This window comes from Lunatimonas sp. (assembly GCF_020832325.1).
Taxonomy (GTDB): Bacteria; Bacteroidota; Bacteroidia; order Cytophagales; family Cyclobacteriaceae; genus Lunatimonas.
On sequence record NZ_JAFIEU010000004.1, the window covers coordinates 1 to 15,530 of the forward strand.

12 protein-coding genes are annotated in these 15,530 nt (G+C 46.8%); 4 read left to right on the forward strand and 8 right to left on the reverse strand.

Annotated elements, in window-relative coordinates; genetic code table 11:
• Nucleotides 1–327: 327 nt before the first annotated feature.
• The 3 genes from JJU34_RS01045 (at nucleotide 328) to JJU34_RS01055 (ending at nucleotide 2,546) form a co-directional block, all read left to right on the forward strand.
• Nucleotides 328–720, forward strand: coding sequence for a RidA family protein (locus JJU34_RS01045; RefSeq protein WP_228690456.1), 393 nt, complete (start codon nucleotides 328–330; stop codon nucleotides 718–720).
• A 2-nt stretch (nucleotides 721–722) separates the two neighbouring features.
• Complete coding sequence (locus tag JJU34_RS01050) at nucleotides 723–1,295, forward strand: YdeI/OmpD-associated family protein (protein WP_228690457.1); 573 nt, start codon at nucleotides 723–725, stop codon at nucleotides 1,293–1,295.
• Nucleotides 1,296–1,649: 354 nt separating this feature from the next.
• Complete coding sequence (locus tag JJU34_RS01055) at nucleotides 1,650–2,546, forward strand: TIM barrel protein (protein WP_228690458.1); 897 nt, start codon at nucleotides 1,650–1,652, stop codon at nucleotides 2,544–2,546.
• Nucleotides 2,547–2,612: 66 nt separating this feature from the next.
• On the opposite strand, the gene JJU34_RS01060 is transcribed toward JJU34_RS01055, so the two are convergent.
• The 5 genes from JJU34_RS01060 to JJU34_RS01080 form a co-directional block, all read right to left on the reverse strand.
• Nucleotides 2,613–4,283 carry a RagB/SusD family nutrient uptake outer membrane protein gene (locus JJU34_RS01060; protein WP_228690459.1) on the reverse strand — a complete coding sequence of 557 codons (1,671 nt, stop codon included), beginning with the start codon at nucleotides 4,281–4,283 and terminating at the stop codon, nucleotides 2,613–2,615.
• 23 nt (nucleotides 4,284–4,306) lie between these two features.
• Complete coding sequence (locus tag JJU34_RS01065) at nucleotides 4,307–7,327, reverse strand: TonB-dependent receptor (protein ID WP_228690479.1); 3,021 nt, start codon at nucleotides 7,325–7,327, stop codon at nucleotides 4,307–4,309.
• A 327-nt stretch (nucleotides 7,328–7,654) separates the two neighbouring features.
• Nucleotides 7,655–9,037 carry a DUF1080 domain-containing protein gene (locus JJU34_RS01070; protein ID WP_228690460.1) on the reverse strand — a complete coding sequence of 461 codons (1,383 nt, stop codon included), beginning with the start codon at nucleotides 9,035–9,037 and terminating at the stop codon, nucleotides 7,655–7,657.
• Between the two features lie 94 nt (nucleotides 9,038–9,131).
• Nucleotides 9,132–10,073, reverse strand: coding sequence for a sugar phosphate isomerase/epimerase family protein (locus JJU34_RS01075; RefSeq protein WP_228690461.1), 942 nt, complete (start codon nucleotides 10,071–10,073; stop codon nucleotides 9,132–9,134).
• A 95-nt stretch (nucleotides 10,074–10,168) separates the two neighbouring features.
• Complete coding sequence (locus tag JJU34_RS01080) at nucleotides 10,169–10,672, reverse strand: hypothetical protein (RefSeq protein WP_228690462.1); 504 nt, start codon at nucleotides 10,670–10,672, stop codon at nucleotides 10,169–10,171.
• Between the two features lie 245 nt (nucleotides 10,673–10,917).
• Here JJU34_RS01080 and JJU34_RS01085 point away from each other — a divergent pair, with 245 nt between their 5' ends.
• Entirely contained in the window at nucleotides 10,918–12,573 is a 1,656-nt protein-coding gene (locus JJU34_RS01085; RefSeq protein ID WP_228690463.1) for a Na/Pi symporter, read from the forward strand.
• Between the two features lie 21 nt (nucleotides 12,574–12,594).
• Here JJU34_RS01085 and JJU34_RS01090 read toward each other — a convergent pair whose 3' ends face one another.
• From JJU34_RS01090 to ppgK, 3 genes are all read right to left on the reverse strand, one after another.
• Nucleotides 12,595–13,422: a universal stress protein gene (locus JJU34_RS01090; protein WP_228690464.1), complete on the reverse strand. Its 828-nt coding sequence runs from the start codon at nucleotides 13,420–13,422 to the stop codon at nucleotides 12,595–12,597.
• A gap of 200 nt (nucleotides 13,423–13,622) precedes the next feature.
• The gene (locus JJU34_RS01095; protein WP_228690465.1) at nucleotides 13,623–14,627 is read right to left on the reverse strand and encodes a phosphotriesterase; all 1,005 of its coding nucleotides are present in this window, start codon (nucleotides 14,625–14,627) and stop codon (nucleotides 13,623–13,625) included.
• A gap of 7 nt (nucleotides 14,628–14,634) precedes the next feature.
• Complete coding sequence (ppgK, locus tag JJU34_RS01100) at nucleotides 14,635–15,381, reverse strand: polyphosphate--glucose phosphotransferase (protein ID WP_228690466.1); 747 nt, start codon at nucleotides 15,379–15,381, stop codon at nucleotides 14,635–14,637.
• Between the last annotated feature and the right edge of the window lie 149 nt (nucleotides 15,382–15,530).

The window sequence follows — 15,530 nt, forward strand, 5'->3', positions numbered from 1 at the left end:
AACCCATATGGGGTGAGGGTTAAGTAAAATAGGGGACTTTGATCCCTGTAGTTGAGTACTGTTGGAGCTGAACCCCTAAAGCTTTGGGGGTGAACCAACGAAGAAGCCTCGATAAGGCAAATTACGATGTGAAAAATAGGTAGTTATCCCGATGGCTATCGGGATAACTATGACAAAGTGTGGCGGACGATCGGATCCCGATAGCTACCTTACAAAAACATTTTGATAAATTTCGCTAATCCGTTTTCGACTCCTGACATAAGGCTGTCATAAGCCCATTTTACTTTTGCAAAGTCAATAATGACAAACAGTTTAAAATCAATAAAAATGCAAAAGACAACATTCGACCCTTGGGCTTGGGGTATAAACACAAATTCAGTACAAGCTGTAGAAGTAAAGCAAACAGAAGGAACACTTTATTGTTCAGGTCAAGTAGCCATAGACGTAAACGGAGTTCCAAGTGCTTCCGATATGAGAAGCCAACTCATTCAAACCATCGCAAATTTGGAGCAACTTATTGGCGAGTCAGGTTATGAATGCAAAAATATTGTACGACTAAATGTTTACACAACAAACACAAACGAGTTCTTTACCACTTGTATGGATGTTTATGTGCCTTTTCTTATGAAACACGGAATACAGCAAGCGACCACTCTACTCGAAGTTAAAGGGCTTTTTGCAACTTTGACCATAGAGTTAGAAGCTACGGTTGTAAAGTAACAATGAACGAAACAGAACTTTTTTATCCGACAAGTCAAACAGAGTGGCGACAATGGTTAGAAGATAATCATTTGTCCAAGCAATCTGTTTGGCTCGTTTTTTATGCTAAATCATCAGAGAAGCCTTCCATCTCTTGGAGTGAAGCAGTTGATGAAGCATTGTGCTTTGGTTGGATAGACAGCAAGAAAATCAAAATTAATGCTGATAAATCTCATCAGTTTTTCAGTAAGCGAAAACCGAAAAGCACTTGGTCAAAAATCAACAAAGAAAAAGTTCAAAATCTGATTGAAAAGGGACTGATGACAAAAGCGGGCTTGGAAAGTATCGAAGTGGCGAAACAGAATGGTTCGTGGACAATTTTGGACGAAGTAGAAGAACTCTTCATCCCGGAAGACCTAGAAGCAGCGTTCGGAAATCACAGTGGGTCAAAAGATTTTTTTTTAAGTTTGAGTAAGTCGATTAGAAAAATGATGTTGACATCAGTCGTTCTAGCCAAGCTACCGGAAACCCGACAAAAACGTATAGACCGAATAGCAGAACTTGCAGGACAAAAAAAGAAGCCCAAGCAATATTGATGAAATCGAGCACGACGCAAGCGACACACACTGGGATGACTATCCGCCATGCGAGATTCCATGTGACCACTGAAAAACAATTATAGACACATGAAATCGAGCACGACGCAAGCGACACACACTGGGATGACTATCCGCCATGCGAGATTCCATCTGACCATTAAAAAACAATTATAGACAGATGAAAACGAACATGACATAGCCTTCACACACTGGGATGATTGGTGGTGCATTAATGTTGCCAATTAAGGTGCATTCTTATTTACCGAAAAGGGTTCAGTTTTATTTGCCGATTACACGCTGTTGGATTGGTCAGCCTTTTCACCTATATTGATGTTAAAATTCCCTAAATCTATGCAACGAAGAAACGTTTTGCGCCAAATGAGCCTGCTTGGTGCCGGAGCCATGCTGGCACCGGGTATGTCACTTGCGAAGGGACTTGCCAGGAGAGGAAATAACCTTAAGTTAAGTCTAAACGCCTATTCGTTTCATTCGCTGCTCTCCACCGGCAAAATGAGTTTGGACGATCTCTTTCATTTTTGTGCGGAGGAGGGGCTACCGGCTGTAGATCTTACGGCTTATTATATCGAGGGGTATCCGGAGGTGCCGGATGATTCGGTGTTGTATGGAATCAAGCGGAAGGCGCACAGCTACGGGTTGGCCATCAGTGGTACCGGGATACGGAACGATTTTACCTATGCAGATCGGGACAAACATAACGAACAAATTATTTTTTGCAAGAAATGGATTGAAGCAGCAGCCAAGCTAGGGGCGCCCGTTTTGCGGGTTTTTGCGGGCACACAGTCCGTCGAACCTTCGTTTCGGGAAAGGTTAACTGCTTGGATAGCTGTCAATTTTATGGCCTGCGCCGATACCGGAGCAGCCAACGGAGTGATCGTGGCTTTACAAAACCACGATGATTTTATCCAAACCGCCGATGAAGTTAACATGTATTTAGAGGTGGTGGATTCTCCGTGGTTTGGGCTTGTGTTGGACATTGGTAGTTATCCTCAGGAGGATACCTACGAAGGTATCCAAAAGAACATTCGTCACGCTGTGAATTGGCAGTTGAAGGAAAACGTGAACCAAGATGGAAAACAAGTACCGGTAGATTTATCCCGTTTATTTGACATCATTGGCGGCAGCAGTTACCAAGGCTATCTACCTATCGAAACCTTGGGGCCGGGCGATCCCTATCAAAAAGTCCGAACGTTTTTGGCTGAAGTAAGAAAGCATGTACCCGAAAAGTAAGTACCAAAAAAGGCTGCCTTAATTGGCAGCCTTTTTTGGTACTGTATTTTTTATCCGGACTTGCAATTACCAGCCTGGATTTTGAGGGAAACCGGCTTCATTTCCGGCTGCTCGGTCAATCTGATTTTGCGGAATGGGTCTAAGCACGTGGTGGTCCTGTAGACCCGTGGCCTGGGGATTGTGCTGTCGCACCCTTTCAAGCAATAGTCCCCAACGCTTCAGGTCAAGCCATCGCTGCTGTTCACCCAGCAATTCCCTGGCGCGTTCTTCCATGATCATTTCCATGTCCATTTGATTGCTGCTGATCTCCATGTCGGCTTCGTGGCCTGGAAATGCCGCCCTTCTGCGTATCATGTTCACATTTTCCGTGGCTTCCGTGATTTTGTTTTGCATGAGTTGTGCCTCTGCCAATAGCAGGTAGGTTTCAGCCAATCGGAAGGCTATGTAGTCCCGGCCTCCTTCAAATTGGGTAAGATCAGCTCTTCCGGGATCCATATGTTTTTTAAGTGACGGAAACAACCGTTCGCTGTAGGCGCTTGGCACCAACACCTGATAGGGCTTGGTAGCTCTCTCCGAGGCAGGCATTTCAAACCCCGGAACATAGATGGCTGTGTCGCCTAGCGCAAAGGTCACTTGAGGTTTGGTTTGGTCAAAATTGGTATTGAAGGTACCTGGGTTGTTGGAATAGTAGACATCCAGAAAGGTACCAAGGTAGCGGCTGTCGTTTACCCTGTCGGCGAAGATCACATTCAGTGTGTAGTTTGTCGGCATGTACCGCTTAAATGGTCGGCCGTTTTGGGTATCTCTGCGCATACCTGGCTGCACGTCGTATTCCATAAGAAAGAAAACGTGGGAGTTGTTTCCCGTAGCGTTGGTCAGCGGGTTGCGGCTATATTGCACAGAGAATATGACCTCGCTGTTTACTTCGTTGCCAAATGCATGCACATCGGCAAAATTGTCCAGCAGAGATATGCCGTATTCGCTGATTACACGTTGAAGCAATGTTTCGGCGCGGGCGTAGTCGTCATTGGCTCCGGCCTCTGAAGTAGCCTTGGTTAAGAATACCTTTCCCAGCAGATGCTCCGCCGCGGGACGGGTGGCACGGCCATAGTTGACCGATTGTGCGGCGGCTTCCAGATCGGGTATGGCTTCTTCCAAGTCTCGGATGATGGCAGCATACATGTCCGCGACGCTGGAGCGAGATACTTCATTGGTTGGAATGGTGGATTCGCTGAGCTGTAGATCGATCCCCCCAAAGAGCTGTGTGAGGATGAAGTAGTTGTGCGCCCGGATAAACTTGGCCTCAGCCACTCGCTGGGCTCTGACATCATCTGCCAGGCCTTCGACATTTGGCGCGCGATCGATTACGGCATTGCAGGTATTGATACCTTGGTAAAACTGATCCCAAAGTTCCCGCACATGGGCATTTTGGGAATCAAAATCAGAGGTGTAGAAGTTCATGAACTTAAATGCACCATCTGCACCGTTGGTATAGGTGTCGGTTCCGAAGATGGTGAAGTTATTTCCCCGCTCGGTGCCATACCAGGCACGCAGGGAGCTGTAGGCGGCATTTAATCCGTCGTTAAGGCCCGAAGCGGTGTTCAAGTAATCGTTGCCTACGTTGGAGATGACTTGTTCCTCTAGTAGGCCTTCGCAACTCAAAGCAAGCATCAGCCCTGCGGCCAAGGCGCTCTTTTTGCAGATGCGGGTGAATGTATGTCTTATATTCGATTTCATATTAGTTACCATTTTGCTAGAATCTAGAAACGTGCATTTATTCCGAAAGTAAACTGTACTACAGCTGGCGCGATGTTGGAGTTGATTACTCCTCCCTCTACACCTTGCTCTCCATCGATGAATGTTTCCGGATCAATCCCGGCATGACGGCTACGGTATTCGGAAAAGATAAACGGTTGCTGAATACTGGAATAGATTCGCAGGCTTTCCATTTTAAGTCTGGCAGCCATTGGTTTTGGGATATTGTACCCCACGTTGATGTTTCGGACTTTTAAGAACGTACCGTTGAAATACTGAAGCGACGAAGAGTACTTCGGGAACTCCTGATTCACATTGGGTCTTGGATAGTCATTGGTAGGATTTTCTGGGGTCCAATAGTCCACATTCAGGTTGTTGTACCTGCCCGCGAGTGCGTTGAATCCACCGGTATGAAAGGCACTACGGATCATGGACCCAAATCGACCGAACACAAAGAAGGAAAGGTCTATGCCTTTGTAGGAAAAACGGTTGGTGATACCTCCAGAAAAGTCGGGTACCGGCGACCCCAGGATTTGCCTGTCTTCTGCATTGATCCGGCCATCGTTGTTGATGTCTTCGATTTTGATTTCTCCGGGACGGTCTCCATAGGACAGGGCTAGGTCTGCTTCGTCCGTTTGCCAAATACCCACTTTTCTCCAATCAAAAAACACCGTGATGGGCTGTCCTATAAACCTACCTGCGCCGATGTCGTCTCCATCTGCCAGTTCCAGGATTTCCTCTCTGTTTCGGTTTACAATAAAATCCGTGGACCACCTAAATCCACCCCGGTCTACATTTACGGTTGTGAGGGTTAGCTCGACACCCCGGTTTTGTGTTTTCCCTACGTTGGTAATAAATCCACCAAATCCGGTGGAGTTAGGGAGTGGCTGAGGGGCCAACAGGTCCGAGGTCGTGGTCACATAATATTCCAGGCTACCCGCGATACGTCCTTGTGCGAAAGCGAAATCCAACCCTGTGTTAAAGGTAGTGGAGGTTTCCCATCGTAAATCCGGGTTCCCTATGGTGTTTGGCCTGTAGCCAAATGCCGCCGTTCCACCAAATTCATAGGCTGTCCGAGCCAGTAGAGGTTGGGTTTGGTACGGATCGATACCCTGATTTCCAATGGCACCGTAGCTTGTACGGAGTTTCAGTTGGTCAAGGAAGCTGCTTCCCTGAAGAAAGGTCTCGTCACCAATGTTCCAACCTAGGGCGACCGAAGGAAAGTATCCAAAACGGTTGTTGGCACCGAATCGGGAAGAACCATCTGCCCGCATGGTGGCGGTTAGCAGGTATTTTCCTTGGTAGTCGTAATTGAGTCGGCCCATAAAAGAAAGGAGGGTCCACTGTATCAGGTTGGTATTCGCACCGGTGATTTGGCTGGCATCACCCAAGCGGTGAAAAAGCTGCCCTTCTGCGGGTATACCCAGTACATTGATAGTTGTCATTTCGCGATTGTCCCGCTGTAGGGATTGCAGCCCCGTGAACTGGAAGGTGTGCTTCTCGTTGAAGGTTTTGGTGTAGTTCAGGATGTTTTCCAGCGTGTAGTTAACCTGGAATTCCTCGTCTACGCCACCTGTGGGATCTCCTCCCCGCCGATTGTTTGTCCATCTACCGATAAACCTACCACTTCTGCGTACGGTAATATCCGGCCCGAAGTTAACTCGGTACGACAGGCCAGGAGCGATATCCCATACTGCGTAGACCGAGTTAAATATCCGATAGCGCTTTGTGAGGTCTTCGTGAGCTCCAGGTACAATCTCGGCCAAGGGGTTCGTCCGCAGCCCATCTTGGGTGGGGAAGAAGTTGATGCTTCCGTCCTCGTTGAAGGTTCTGCCAAGGGGATTTTCCTGTAGTGCACCACCCAATGGGTTAAAGTTTTCACCATTTCGCTCGCTGTAGGTGAAAAGGGTAGAAGTTCCTATCCGAAATTTACTGTTTAGCTTGTGATCGATGTTTGCCCGGAAGGAGTAGCGGGAAAAATCCTGTTGCTTTACCACACCTACATCGCGGAAGATATTCCCTGAAATAAAGAAGGTGGTGTTTTCACTGCCGCCAGATATGCCTATCTGATGGCTTTGAATAGAACCGGTACGGGTGAGCGCATCGATGTAGTCAAAGCTCCTGCCAAGTCGAATGCTCTCCAGTTCATTGGGCTCGAAGAGCGCTGCATCAGCTTCCGGTGTGGCCGGTCCTGCCGGGTATTCCCCCACAGCCCTGCGGGATTCTCGCTTGTACTCGGCAAATTGCTCTCCATTGAAATTTTCAATTCGGCCCAGACTACTGTTTACACCGTAGTAGGAATCTACGGAAACAACCGTTTTGCCTACCTGGCCACGCTTGGTTGTGATAATTACCACGCCGTTTGCCCCTCTGGAACCATAAATAGCAGTTGCAGATGCGTCTTTCAGGACTTCCATCGATACAATGTCCTGCGGGTTGATATCGTTGATACCTCCGGCAATGGGGATGTTGTCCACCACGTAAAGTGGGTCATTGCCAGCGTTGAAGGAGCGCCGTCCGCGGATCCTTACCTGTGGCGCGGATCCGGGTTTACTGCCCGCTTGGGTCACATCTACGCCGGAAGCTCGTCCCTGCAATGCCTGACGGGCATCGGTGATGGGTAATTCCACAATTTCCTTGTTGCCAACCGAAGAAATTGCTCCAGTAAGTTGACTTTTCTTTGCAGTACCGTACCCCACCACGACCACTTCGTCCAAATCGGAAAGATCTTGGGATAGCGTCACATTGATCTGGGATCTATTGCCTATGACCACCTCCTGGGGAGTATATCCTATAAAAGAAAAAACCAGCGTAGCAGACGCTGGAGCTGATATACTGTAATTTCCGTCCAGATCGGCTGCTACACCAGTTGTGGTACCTTTCACCAATACGGAGGCGCCAGGAATCGGTTCGTTGCTGTCATCTACTATCGTTCCGCTTACCTGCACATTTTGGGCAGATAGAATACCGGAAGTTAGCAGTATCAGGAGTACGAGTATTCCTGATTTTTGGTAAAATCGTCTCATCATTCTTTTGAGTTTATGGTTAATAGATTGATTTAGGGCTCTAAAGATATTTATTTTTTTAAACTCTCAAAAATAAAATGTGATTTAAACATTTTAAATTAAAATATAAGAAATAAGTAAAAGTAGTTTTAGTTTTTTGGTATTAATATATCTGCTCTTGTTTATTGAAAATGGCAAAATTATATTTTTAAATTTTCGGTGATTATCCGATTACTGCCAAATATTGTTGCATACTGACTTTATTCGCGTTTGCTTGATATTAAAAAAAAGGAGACTGCCTATATGTAGACAGCCTCCTAGGAAAACTTGAGTTTCTATTAAATTTTATCAGAACTCTCTGATCTTAATACTACGGTAATGAACCTCGTCTGAGTGGTCTTGCAGGAGAATATATCCCTCTTCAGCAAGTCCAAAGTTTTCGATGTTTTTATACTTGCTTCCTGCTACCAATTGCTTAAATTCTTCTGATCCGCGAACGTATTCAAGCACTTTCAGGCCATTGATAAAATGTTCTACCCGGTTGTCCGGGTGAACGACCACACGGCCTTTGTTCCACGACCCGATGGGTTGTACGAATCGGGCTTGCTTGTCGGCGGTTATTAGGTCATACAGGGAGGCCAATGTTCGATTGCCGTCTATGCCTTGTTTCGCATCGGGATGTCGTTCGTCGTCCAGTACTTGGTATTCCAATCCCAGTGCTGAACCCACGTCACCATCGGACAAGGTAACAAAGTACTTTAGCCCGCTATTTGCCCCCTCCGTTAGCTTGAAGTCGAAGGCCAGGTCAAAGGCGCTGAATTTCTCTTCCGTGATGATATCTCCAGGTCTGGGTGTACCTTCTTTGGCAGCTTCGATGATGAGGACGCCATCACGAATGGACCAGCCCTGTTCCGGAAACGCTTTTTGTTTCGTTCCTCTCCACCCTTGACTGTCGGTTCCGTTAAAGAGCAACCGCCAGCCCAGTTGTTTTTCATGGTCGGTCAGGGTGTTTGGTACGGTACTAACCACAAACATATCCGATTTCATCGGGGTGGGCACTAAATTTTCCGTCTTAATGCGGATGTTGCGGAAATATGTTTTTCTGCCGGCATTTGCTGCATCACGTATACTGTGTACCTGTAGACCGATAAATCCGGACCGATCCATTTCGTCAACTAAATAAGCCGTCTCTTGTCCATTTACCCATGTTTTGAGTTCATTTCCAATAAACTCGATCCGGTACGTATTGTATTCTCCCAGCTTGAAAGCACTGCGTGCAGGGGGGTTCAGTGTAAGGGGATACAGCCAGTTTCTTCGTGCCTCGTCGTAAATCCCTCCAGACCAAGCGCGTTCTTGCGGGTCTGTTTCTACCTGATATCCGAAAACTCTCCCTTGTCCATCCCGAGCATTGGGGTCATGCTGCCCGCGCACCATTACACCTGAGTTGCTGGATTCGTGTTCCACTTTTATTTCAAGTTCAAGAATAAAATCCTCAAATTTCTCATCGGTCACCAAGAATGTATTGGGGGTATTGGCTACCGCGGTTCCGATGATTTCACCATTTTCTATGCTGAACTCAGCTTCTCCGTCCAGTCGGGTCCAGCCGTTGAGCGATTTTCCGTCAAATAGGTCTCTCCAGCCGTCGGAGGTCTCACTGCCGCCCGACCCACAGGCCGAAAGCATCGCTGCGGCCACAAATAGGCTGAGTACTAGGTTGTGTTTCTTCATCATGTGCTTTTATTGGTAAATTATGTTGGGTAATTAACTAGTTAATATACTTGTCGGACGCATTACGACAGGATGTTGGTGCCGTTGGTCTCTTGCGCTATATAGAATCCAAAATCAGCTTTTTAGTCGCCTTGATGGCGGCTTCTGCGTCCATGGGCATGCCGAGTCCACCTCCCCATTCAATGCCCACAAAGCCCTCAAAGTTGAATGCAGCTACGATATTCATCATGCGCTTGAAGTCTATGGTCGTGTCCTGTCCGTGGTGGTCAAATCCCATGGATTTGGCGCTAACTCCTTTTGCATAAGGCATCAATTCTGCTACTCCTATATAAGGGTCGTAAAAATTACCGGTTTCCAGGTCAGTACGGAAATTACCAAAGTCTGGCAATGTTCCGCAATAGGAATTGTCTACCTTCCGAATGACATCTGCCAGCCAGCGCCCATTGGAGGAGTAACCTCCGTGGTTTTCTACGATGATACTGATTTGGTTTGCAGCCCCGTATTCCACTAGCTTGGCCAGACCGTCGGCGAAATAACCCATGGCGTCCCGATAATTGGCATCCCCATAGCCGGATGCGTTTACCCGAATGGCATGGCATCCCAGGTATTTTGCGGCATCCACCCACTTGTGGTGGTTCTGTGCAGCTGTCTTGCGAACGCTCTCCTCGGGGCTGGCTAGCGCACCATCCTGTCCCCACATGTCTACCATGATCATCACATTTCTTACTCCGGCCCCATCACTGCGGGACTTCAGTTCGCGCAGGTAGTTGCTGTCGGTTTCTTGGCCCTTAAAAAAGCTACTCACATATTCTACTGCGTGGATATCAAATACCTTCTTGGTGGTTTCGGGAAAATCCAAGTTGCTGATCTTTCCTGAATTTAGCCAGTCACGAAGGGACCATTCGGCTAATGAGATGGTATACGGGGATTTTTTGGTGCTCGGAGCCTCGGCCTGTGCTTTTGCTGAAAGCCCCGAAAACATGGCCAATCCCAGCCCGGCTTTCAGTGAATCCTTGAAAAATTTTCTTCGTTGGGTCATTGCGTAATAGAATGTTTGGTTGAAACGAGTAGACAAGATAAGAAAGATTCCTTAAACCAACCAAGATTTTCAGGTGCATTGGATGCGTAGGGTGTCTATCCTTCTTTTTCACGCAGTCCTCCTAAGGGGTGAGGTTCTACATGAGAGCCCATTACGATGCCAGCGGCAATGAGGATCAGGTTCTTAAAAATATACTGGCCCTTTAGGGTAGGCACCCAGGGTATCCATTCAAAAACCTGCTCTGGAAAGAAGAAGATGGGCAGGAAGGTTCCCGGCAGTTGCAGAAATAGCAATAATAACACCATCCGCATCAATTTTCCTGAAATCAGGCCCACACCGATCAATACTTCCCAAAGGGCAAGTCCCAAGGTGATTTGGCTGTCGGTGAACAAGCCAAAGGTCATCCGATGGATCGTGTCCAACACCAGTCCCTCTGCAGGACTCACATTGGGGAAAAATTTCAACACTCCAAACCATAGAAATACGAATCCAATGCTGAGGCGGAGTAATTTGATACCATGCGCTTTCTTCCACTGGACGATGCTTTTGTCGATTTTTCGAAACAGGGACCCTGCGTTGTCTTTTTTTGTGTTGTTCATTGTTTGTAGGAGGTTTTAGCGCTCATGGATCGTATAAAAAACAGAAAAACTCGCTGAAATTCCCTCAATTCCACGCGCATTTGCGTAGAAAGCCGCAATTATTATTCCTAACTTTGAGGTGAAACGCACAAGAGAAGAGACGTTGCTGTATTTTCTCAATTCCTAAAATTCAGGGCTTGTTGCGTGTTGAGTTGTTTTGGTAGTTGAGGGAAGCGTATGCCCTTTGCTCAATTTTGGAGATTTGCATGGAAGGATCATTTGATTTTTGGAAATTCTTAGCCGGGATTGGCTTATTCTTGTGGGGTATGCATCAGTTAGAGCATGCGCTTCGCGAATTGGTAGGTCGTTCGTTTAAAGAGCTGCTTCAGAGGTTTACCAATAGACCATGGAAGGGGATTGCTGTGGGTACTGTAATCACAGCCATTTTGCAAAGCAGTTCGTTGGTTACGCTGATGGTGCTTGCGTTTTTGGGGGGAGGAATGATAAGCTTAAGTCACTCCTTGGGTGTCGTATTAGGTGCCAATTTAGGAACCACCTTTACCGCTTGGATCGTAGCGACTTTGGGTTTTAAAGTGAGCGTTTCGGATTTTGCCTTTCCTTTTTTGGCTCTGGGGACATTGACGTACCTGTTTGTAAACAGCAGGCCACTTTTGAGAAATACCGGGGCTTTCTTGGTAGGGTTTGGATTATTGTTTTTGGGATTGGACTTTATGAAGGAAGCCATAGAATCCGTGGCCGAGCAGATTGATTTGTCAGACTACCTTCGATTTGGCCTCTGGGTGTTTTTGGTATTGGGTATATTGGTAACGGCCCTGATACAGTCCAGTTCAGCCACAATTGTCATCGTGTTGAGTGCATTAAATGCCCAAGTGGTTGATATTCAACATGCATTGGCGATGATTATTGGTGCGAATATTGGAACGACGTTTACTCTTATCTTAGGAGCAATAGGTGGCACAGCCGATAAAAAGCGTTTGGCCTTGGGCAATTTTGTTTTCAAATTGGTGGCAGGTGTCATCACTTTCTTTTTTATCGAAGAGATGATATTCGTTGCGTTCCATACCTTCAAGGTGGAGGACCCGCTCATGGAGTTGGTACTGCTGAATACATTGATCAACGTATTTGGGATTGTAATCTTTTATCCTTTTCTGGGGGTCATGGAGAGGTGGCTTCGCCGAAAGTTCGTTTCAGACGAGCCTCAGGGTCTATCCACGTATATCAAAAATGTCAGTACCGAAGTGCCATCGGTAGGTATCATGGCATTGGAAAAAGAGGTCGATTGGCTGTTTGAACGCACGTTGAAATTTGTCAAAAAGCTGATATTAAAACACCATCTTCCCGAAAAGAATACTTCCGTTTGGAAAAAAATCATCTACCAACCAAAAGATCTCTTGGCAGATTACGATAGACTCAAGTCCTTGGAGGATGAATTGACCGGCTATGGAATCGGCCTCCAAGAGCAAAATTTATCCTCAGAGGAAGCTGCACAGCTCACCCATTTAATGCATGCGATGCGGGAGATGATTTATGGAGCAAAGGATTTCAAAGACATTGTACACAATATCCAGCAGATGGAAGCCTCTCAAGAGTCGTTGGTAATGGAGTTGCACCAAGAGTTGAAACAAAAAATGCACCGGTATGTAAACGAGTTGGATAAGCTTGCCGACAGTCCGGACGAATTGCAGCTTCTGACATTATACAGCCAGCTAGATTTAGAACACGAGTCTATGATTTCGGGACTATATGGCAAACTCCGCCATCAAAGGACGGATGTACCGGTTTCATCGCTTTCGAATGTAATCAAACAGTCTTTTTCTGGGGTTAAGCACTTGGGCAATGCATTGGATAGCCGAAAAGGCACGGCTAGTCCTCCCGTAAATGAAGGCGTCCCGCTTGGATGAAACGCGGGACGCCAGTAAACGTTACTCAAATTTTACACTCAGTACAGGAATATCGGTTTTGTAAAGAACCGTTTCCGTCACCCCAATCTGGTAACTGGAGTTGGTGGTCCGAACATTGGAAGCGATGGCGATCAATCCGGATTTTTGGCTTTCGGCGAACGCAATGATGCCATTTTCCACTTCGTGGTGGTTAAACACGTGTTTGTGAATAACAAGGTCTTCCTGCCCGGTGGCATACTGTTTCATCTTAGCCTCAGCCTGCAGGGTGTCTACAAATCCGGAGGGCGTATTGACGTAGAGGAAATGCATGGATGCGCCGAGCATTTTGATCAGCGGCTTCATCCGTACAAAGGCAGGTTTGCTGGCTTCGTTGAACAGGGACGCAAAGGTCATTTTTTTGATGGTTCTGCCGTCTATCGGTTTTTTTACAGCCAGTACAGGACACTCTGCCAGTCGCATTACTTTCTGCATCGTAGACCCGACAAATTTGCCTTCTTCGTATCCGATGCCGTAGGCACCGATTACAATGAGATCGGCAGCTTGCTTTTTGGCCACATCGACGATTGACTGTGCTGGTATGCCGATTTTAACCACGGCTTCCACGGGATTGTGGGACACCTTGTGATCCATGATAAATGCTTTGAGTTTATCTTTTGCCTCAGCTTCGGTGTCAATAATGGACGAATGCTTTGCTTTTTCACTTTCGGATAGGTTATCCCAGTCCAACGTCGTGCTTACCACGTTCACGCAGGTAATGGTGGCATCTCCTTTTGCCGCCAGCTTGGCCGCATTTTGAAAGGCAATTTCAGCATAGGGCGAGAAATCTACAGGAACAACAATACGTTTCATAGCTTTTTGGTTTATTTGGTTATGTATCATTCAGTTTTTTTAAAATTCAACCGGTTGGAGTTACTCCATCACCAATTGATTCTCAAAGAAACAAAATAATATCCTGAATAAACATGATGAAAATCAGTCGGAAAAGTGATTAAAACGATTGTCTTAGATAAATTAGAGAAAAAGTGAAGTGATCGACATGTACTCCTGGCTTACCTACTGGATGACAAACGGAAGGCATTCGCTGGGTTTTTGATCACCAATTGTTCACATTCCATCTCAGAGAAGCCATTTGCCAAAAGCAAAGGTATAAATCGCTCAGATAGCGTAGTAAAACCTCTAAACGAACCTCCATTTTCCTCGCCAGGGCTGTACCATCCCGCATCGTGGGATAGCAATGTTCTATTCAGCACATCGTGCTGTTTCATGTGGAGGAGGTAGGAGAGATATTGATCTAAGTTTTCTTCTGAAATTCCGTCAAAACTCACCCATGCTCCACGTTTTGCGGCTGCTACATGCCGGGATTTATCTTCCTCAGCCTGGGCGTGGACCCATACAAACGCATCTTCCGGTACGCCTTCTTCTTTTAAGACATCCATTTGGGCAAAGGCCGCCAACGCAGTGCCCGTATGGGAAACAATCAGTAAACCGGATGCCTGATGGGTTTTTGCAGCGGCACGGACGAGTTTTTCGTGGAGCGGAGAAAGGGGTCCTGGATTTACGCTAATTTTTATAAATCCTGGCTTAATGCCGGTGCCGGCGATGCCCTCCTGCGATTCCGCAATCCAGCGGGCCGCAAGCTGATCTGCTGATTCGGTGAATGCATATTCCGGGAGATATTTGTTGTCTACGGCACCGTACAGGCCGGTATTGGTTAGTAGCTGAATGCCACTCCGCTGAGAAAGTTCCTGAAGTAAGCCCGGATCTCTGCCGAGGAACTCCGGCGTACATTCCACCAGGGTGGTAAAGCCAAGGTCCTTGATTTCCTGCAAAAAGGGAAGCACCCGGTCGATTACTTGGGAACGCTCCCATCGCTCCGAATGGTAGTCACTCGCACCTATGAAGTCAACCAATAGGTGTTCGTGAATGAGTGTTTTTCCCATTTCACTCACTTCCAGAGGACCCTGCACGGTTTCTATATAGTGGTGGGTGGTTTCCGGAGGAGTACACGCATAGCATATACCATAGAAAGCAATCAAAAGCAGGTATGAACGCACGACGAAATTACTTTTTTGGCCAATGATGGGCAGCGAGGGCCGCCCCGATGATTCCAGCATTATTGCGCTTTTCTGCTACCAAGATAGGCACATCCACGTCTATCTGATTTTCAAACAGCTCCAACTTTTTGCTGGCACCGCCGCCCAATATAAACAGATCCGGTGAAAGGATGCGGTTGGTGTGCTTTAAAAACTTATTGAAGCGTTTGCCCCAAGCTTTGTAGGTGAGATTTTCGTTTTTTCTGGCTGAATCTGCAGCGTAGTATTCGATGATCTCTCCATTTTTATAAAACACTCTTCCCAACTCAAAATTGGGAATGAGCTTGCCGTCGTAAAAAACCCCGGTCCCCAATCCGGTTCCAATGGTGACGGTGATGACCAATCCATTTTTTCCCTTACCCGCGCCGTAAGTCATCTCAGCCAACCCGGCCGCATCGGCATCATTGATGACGGTGACGGGAAGGCCCGTCTTTTCCGCGAAGAGAGCATCGACTTGGGTACCGACCCAGCTTTTGTGTATATTACTTTTGGTGACCGACATGCCGTTGTTTACGACGGTGGGAAAACCACATCCAATAGGACCTTTCCATTGAAAATGATCCACCAAGGTTTTGACTGCCTCTGCCACACTTTCCGGTTTGGCAGGTTTGGGTGTGGGAACCCTAAACCGCTCAGCGGTGAGCTCTCCCGTTTCAATGTTCACTGGAGCGCCTTTTATTCCTGAACCGCCAATGTCAATGCCTAATATCTCCATACCCTGTCTTTACGTGTGTTTTTTGAACACTGGCAATAGTTTTTTTTGTTCATTTCTAGTTAATTATCCTTCAATAATCTGCAACCTCGCAGCATATTGGCCATGTGAAATCGATCAATTCGGCTTGCATGGCCTACTTTCTACCTGAG

Excerpts from the sequence above, each read along its gene's own strand:
- JJU34_RS01045 (WP_228690456.1), top strand. The coding sequence starts at position 328 with ATGCAAAAGACAACATTCGACCCTTGGGCTTGGGGTATAAACACAAAT.
- JJU34_RS01050 (WP_228690457.1), top strand. The coding sequence starts at position 723 with ATGAACGAAACAGAACTTTTTTATCCGACAAGTCAAACAGAGTGGCGA.
- JJU34_RS01055 (WP_228690458.1), top strand. The coding sequence starts at position 1,650 with ATGCAACGAAGAAACGTTTTGCGCCAAATGAGCCTGCTTGGTGCCGGA.
- JJU34_RS01060 (WP_228690459.1), bottom strand. The coding sequence starts at position 4,283 with ATGAAATCGAATATAAGACATACATTCACCCGCATCTGCAAAAAGAGC.
- JJU34_RS01065 (WP_228690479.1), bottom strand. The coding sequence starts at position 7,327 with ATGAGACGATTTTACCAAAAATCAGGAATACTCGTACTCCTGATACTG.
- JJU34_RS01070 (WP_228690460.1), bottom strand. The coding sequence starts at position 9,037 with ATGATGAAGAAACACAACCTAGTACTCAGCCTATTTGTGGCCGCAGCG.
- JJU34_RS01075 (WP_228690461.1), bottom strand. The coding sequence starts at position 10,073 with ATGACCCAACGAAGAAAATTTTTCAAGGATTCACTGAAAGCCGGGCTG.
- JJU34_RS01080 (WP_228690462.1), bottom strand. The coding sequence starts at position 10,672 with ATGAACAACACAAAAAAAGACAACGCAGGGTCCCTGTTTCGAAAAATC.
- JJU34_RS01085 (WP_228690463.1), top strand. The coding sequence starts at position 10,918 with ATGGAAGGATCATTTGATTTTTGGAAATTCTTAGCCGGGATTGGCTTA.
- JJU34_RS01090 (WP_228690464.1), bottom strand. The coding sequence starts at position 13,422 with ATGAAACGTATTGTTGTTCCTGTAGATTTCTCGCCCTATGCTGAAATT.
- ppgK (WP_228690466.1), bottom strand. The coding sequence starts at position 15,381 with ATGGAGATATTAGGCATTGACATTGGCGGTTCAGGAATAAAAGGCGCT.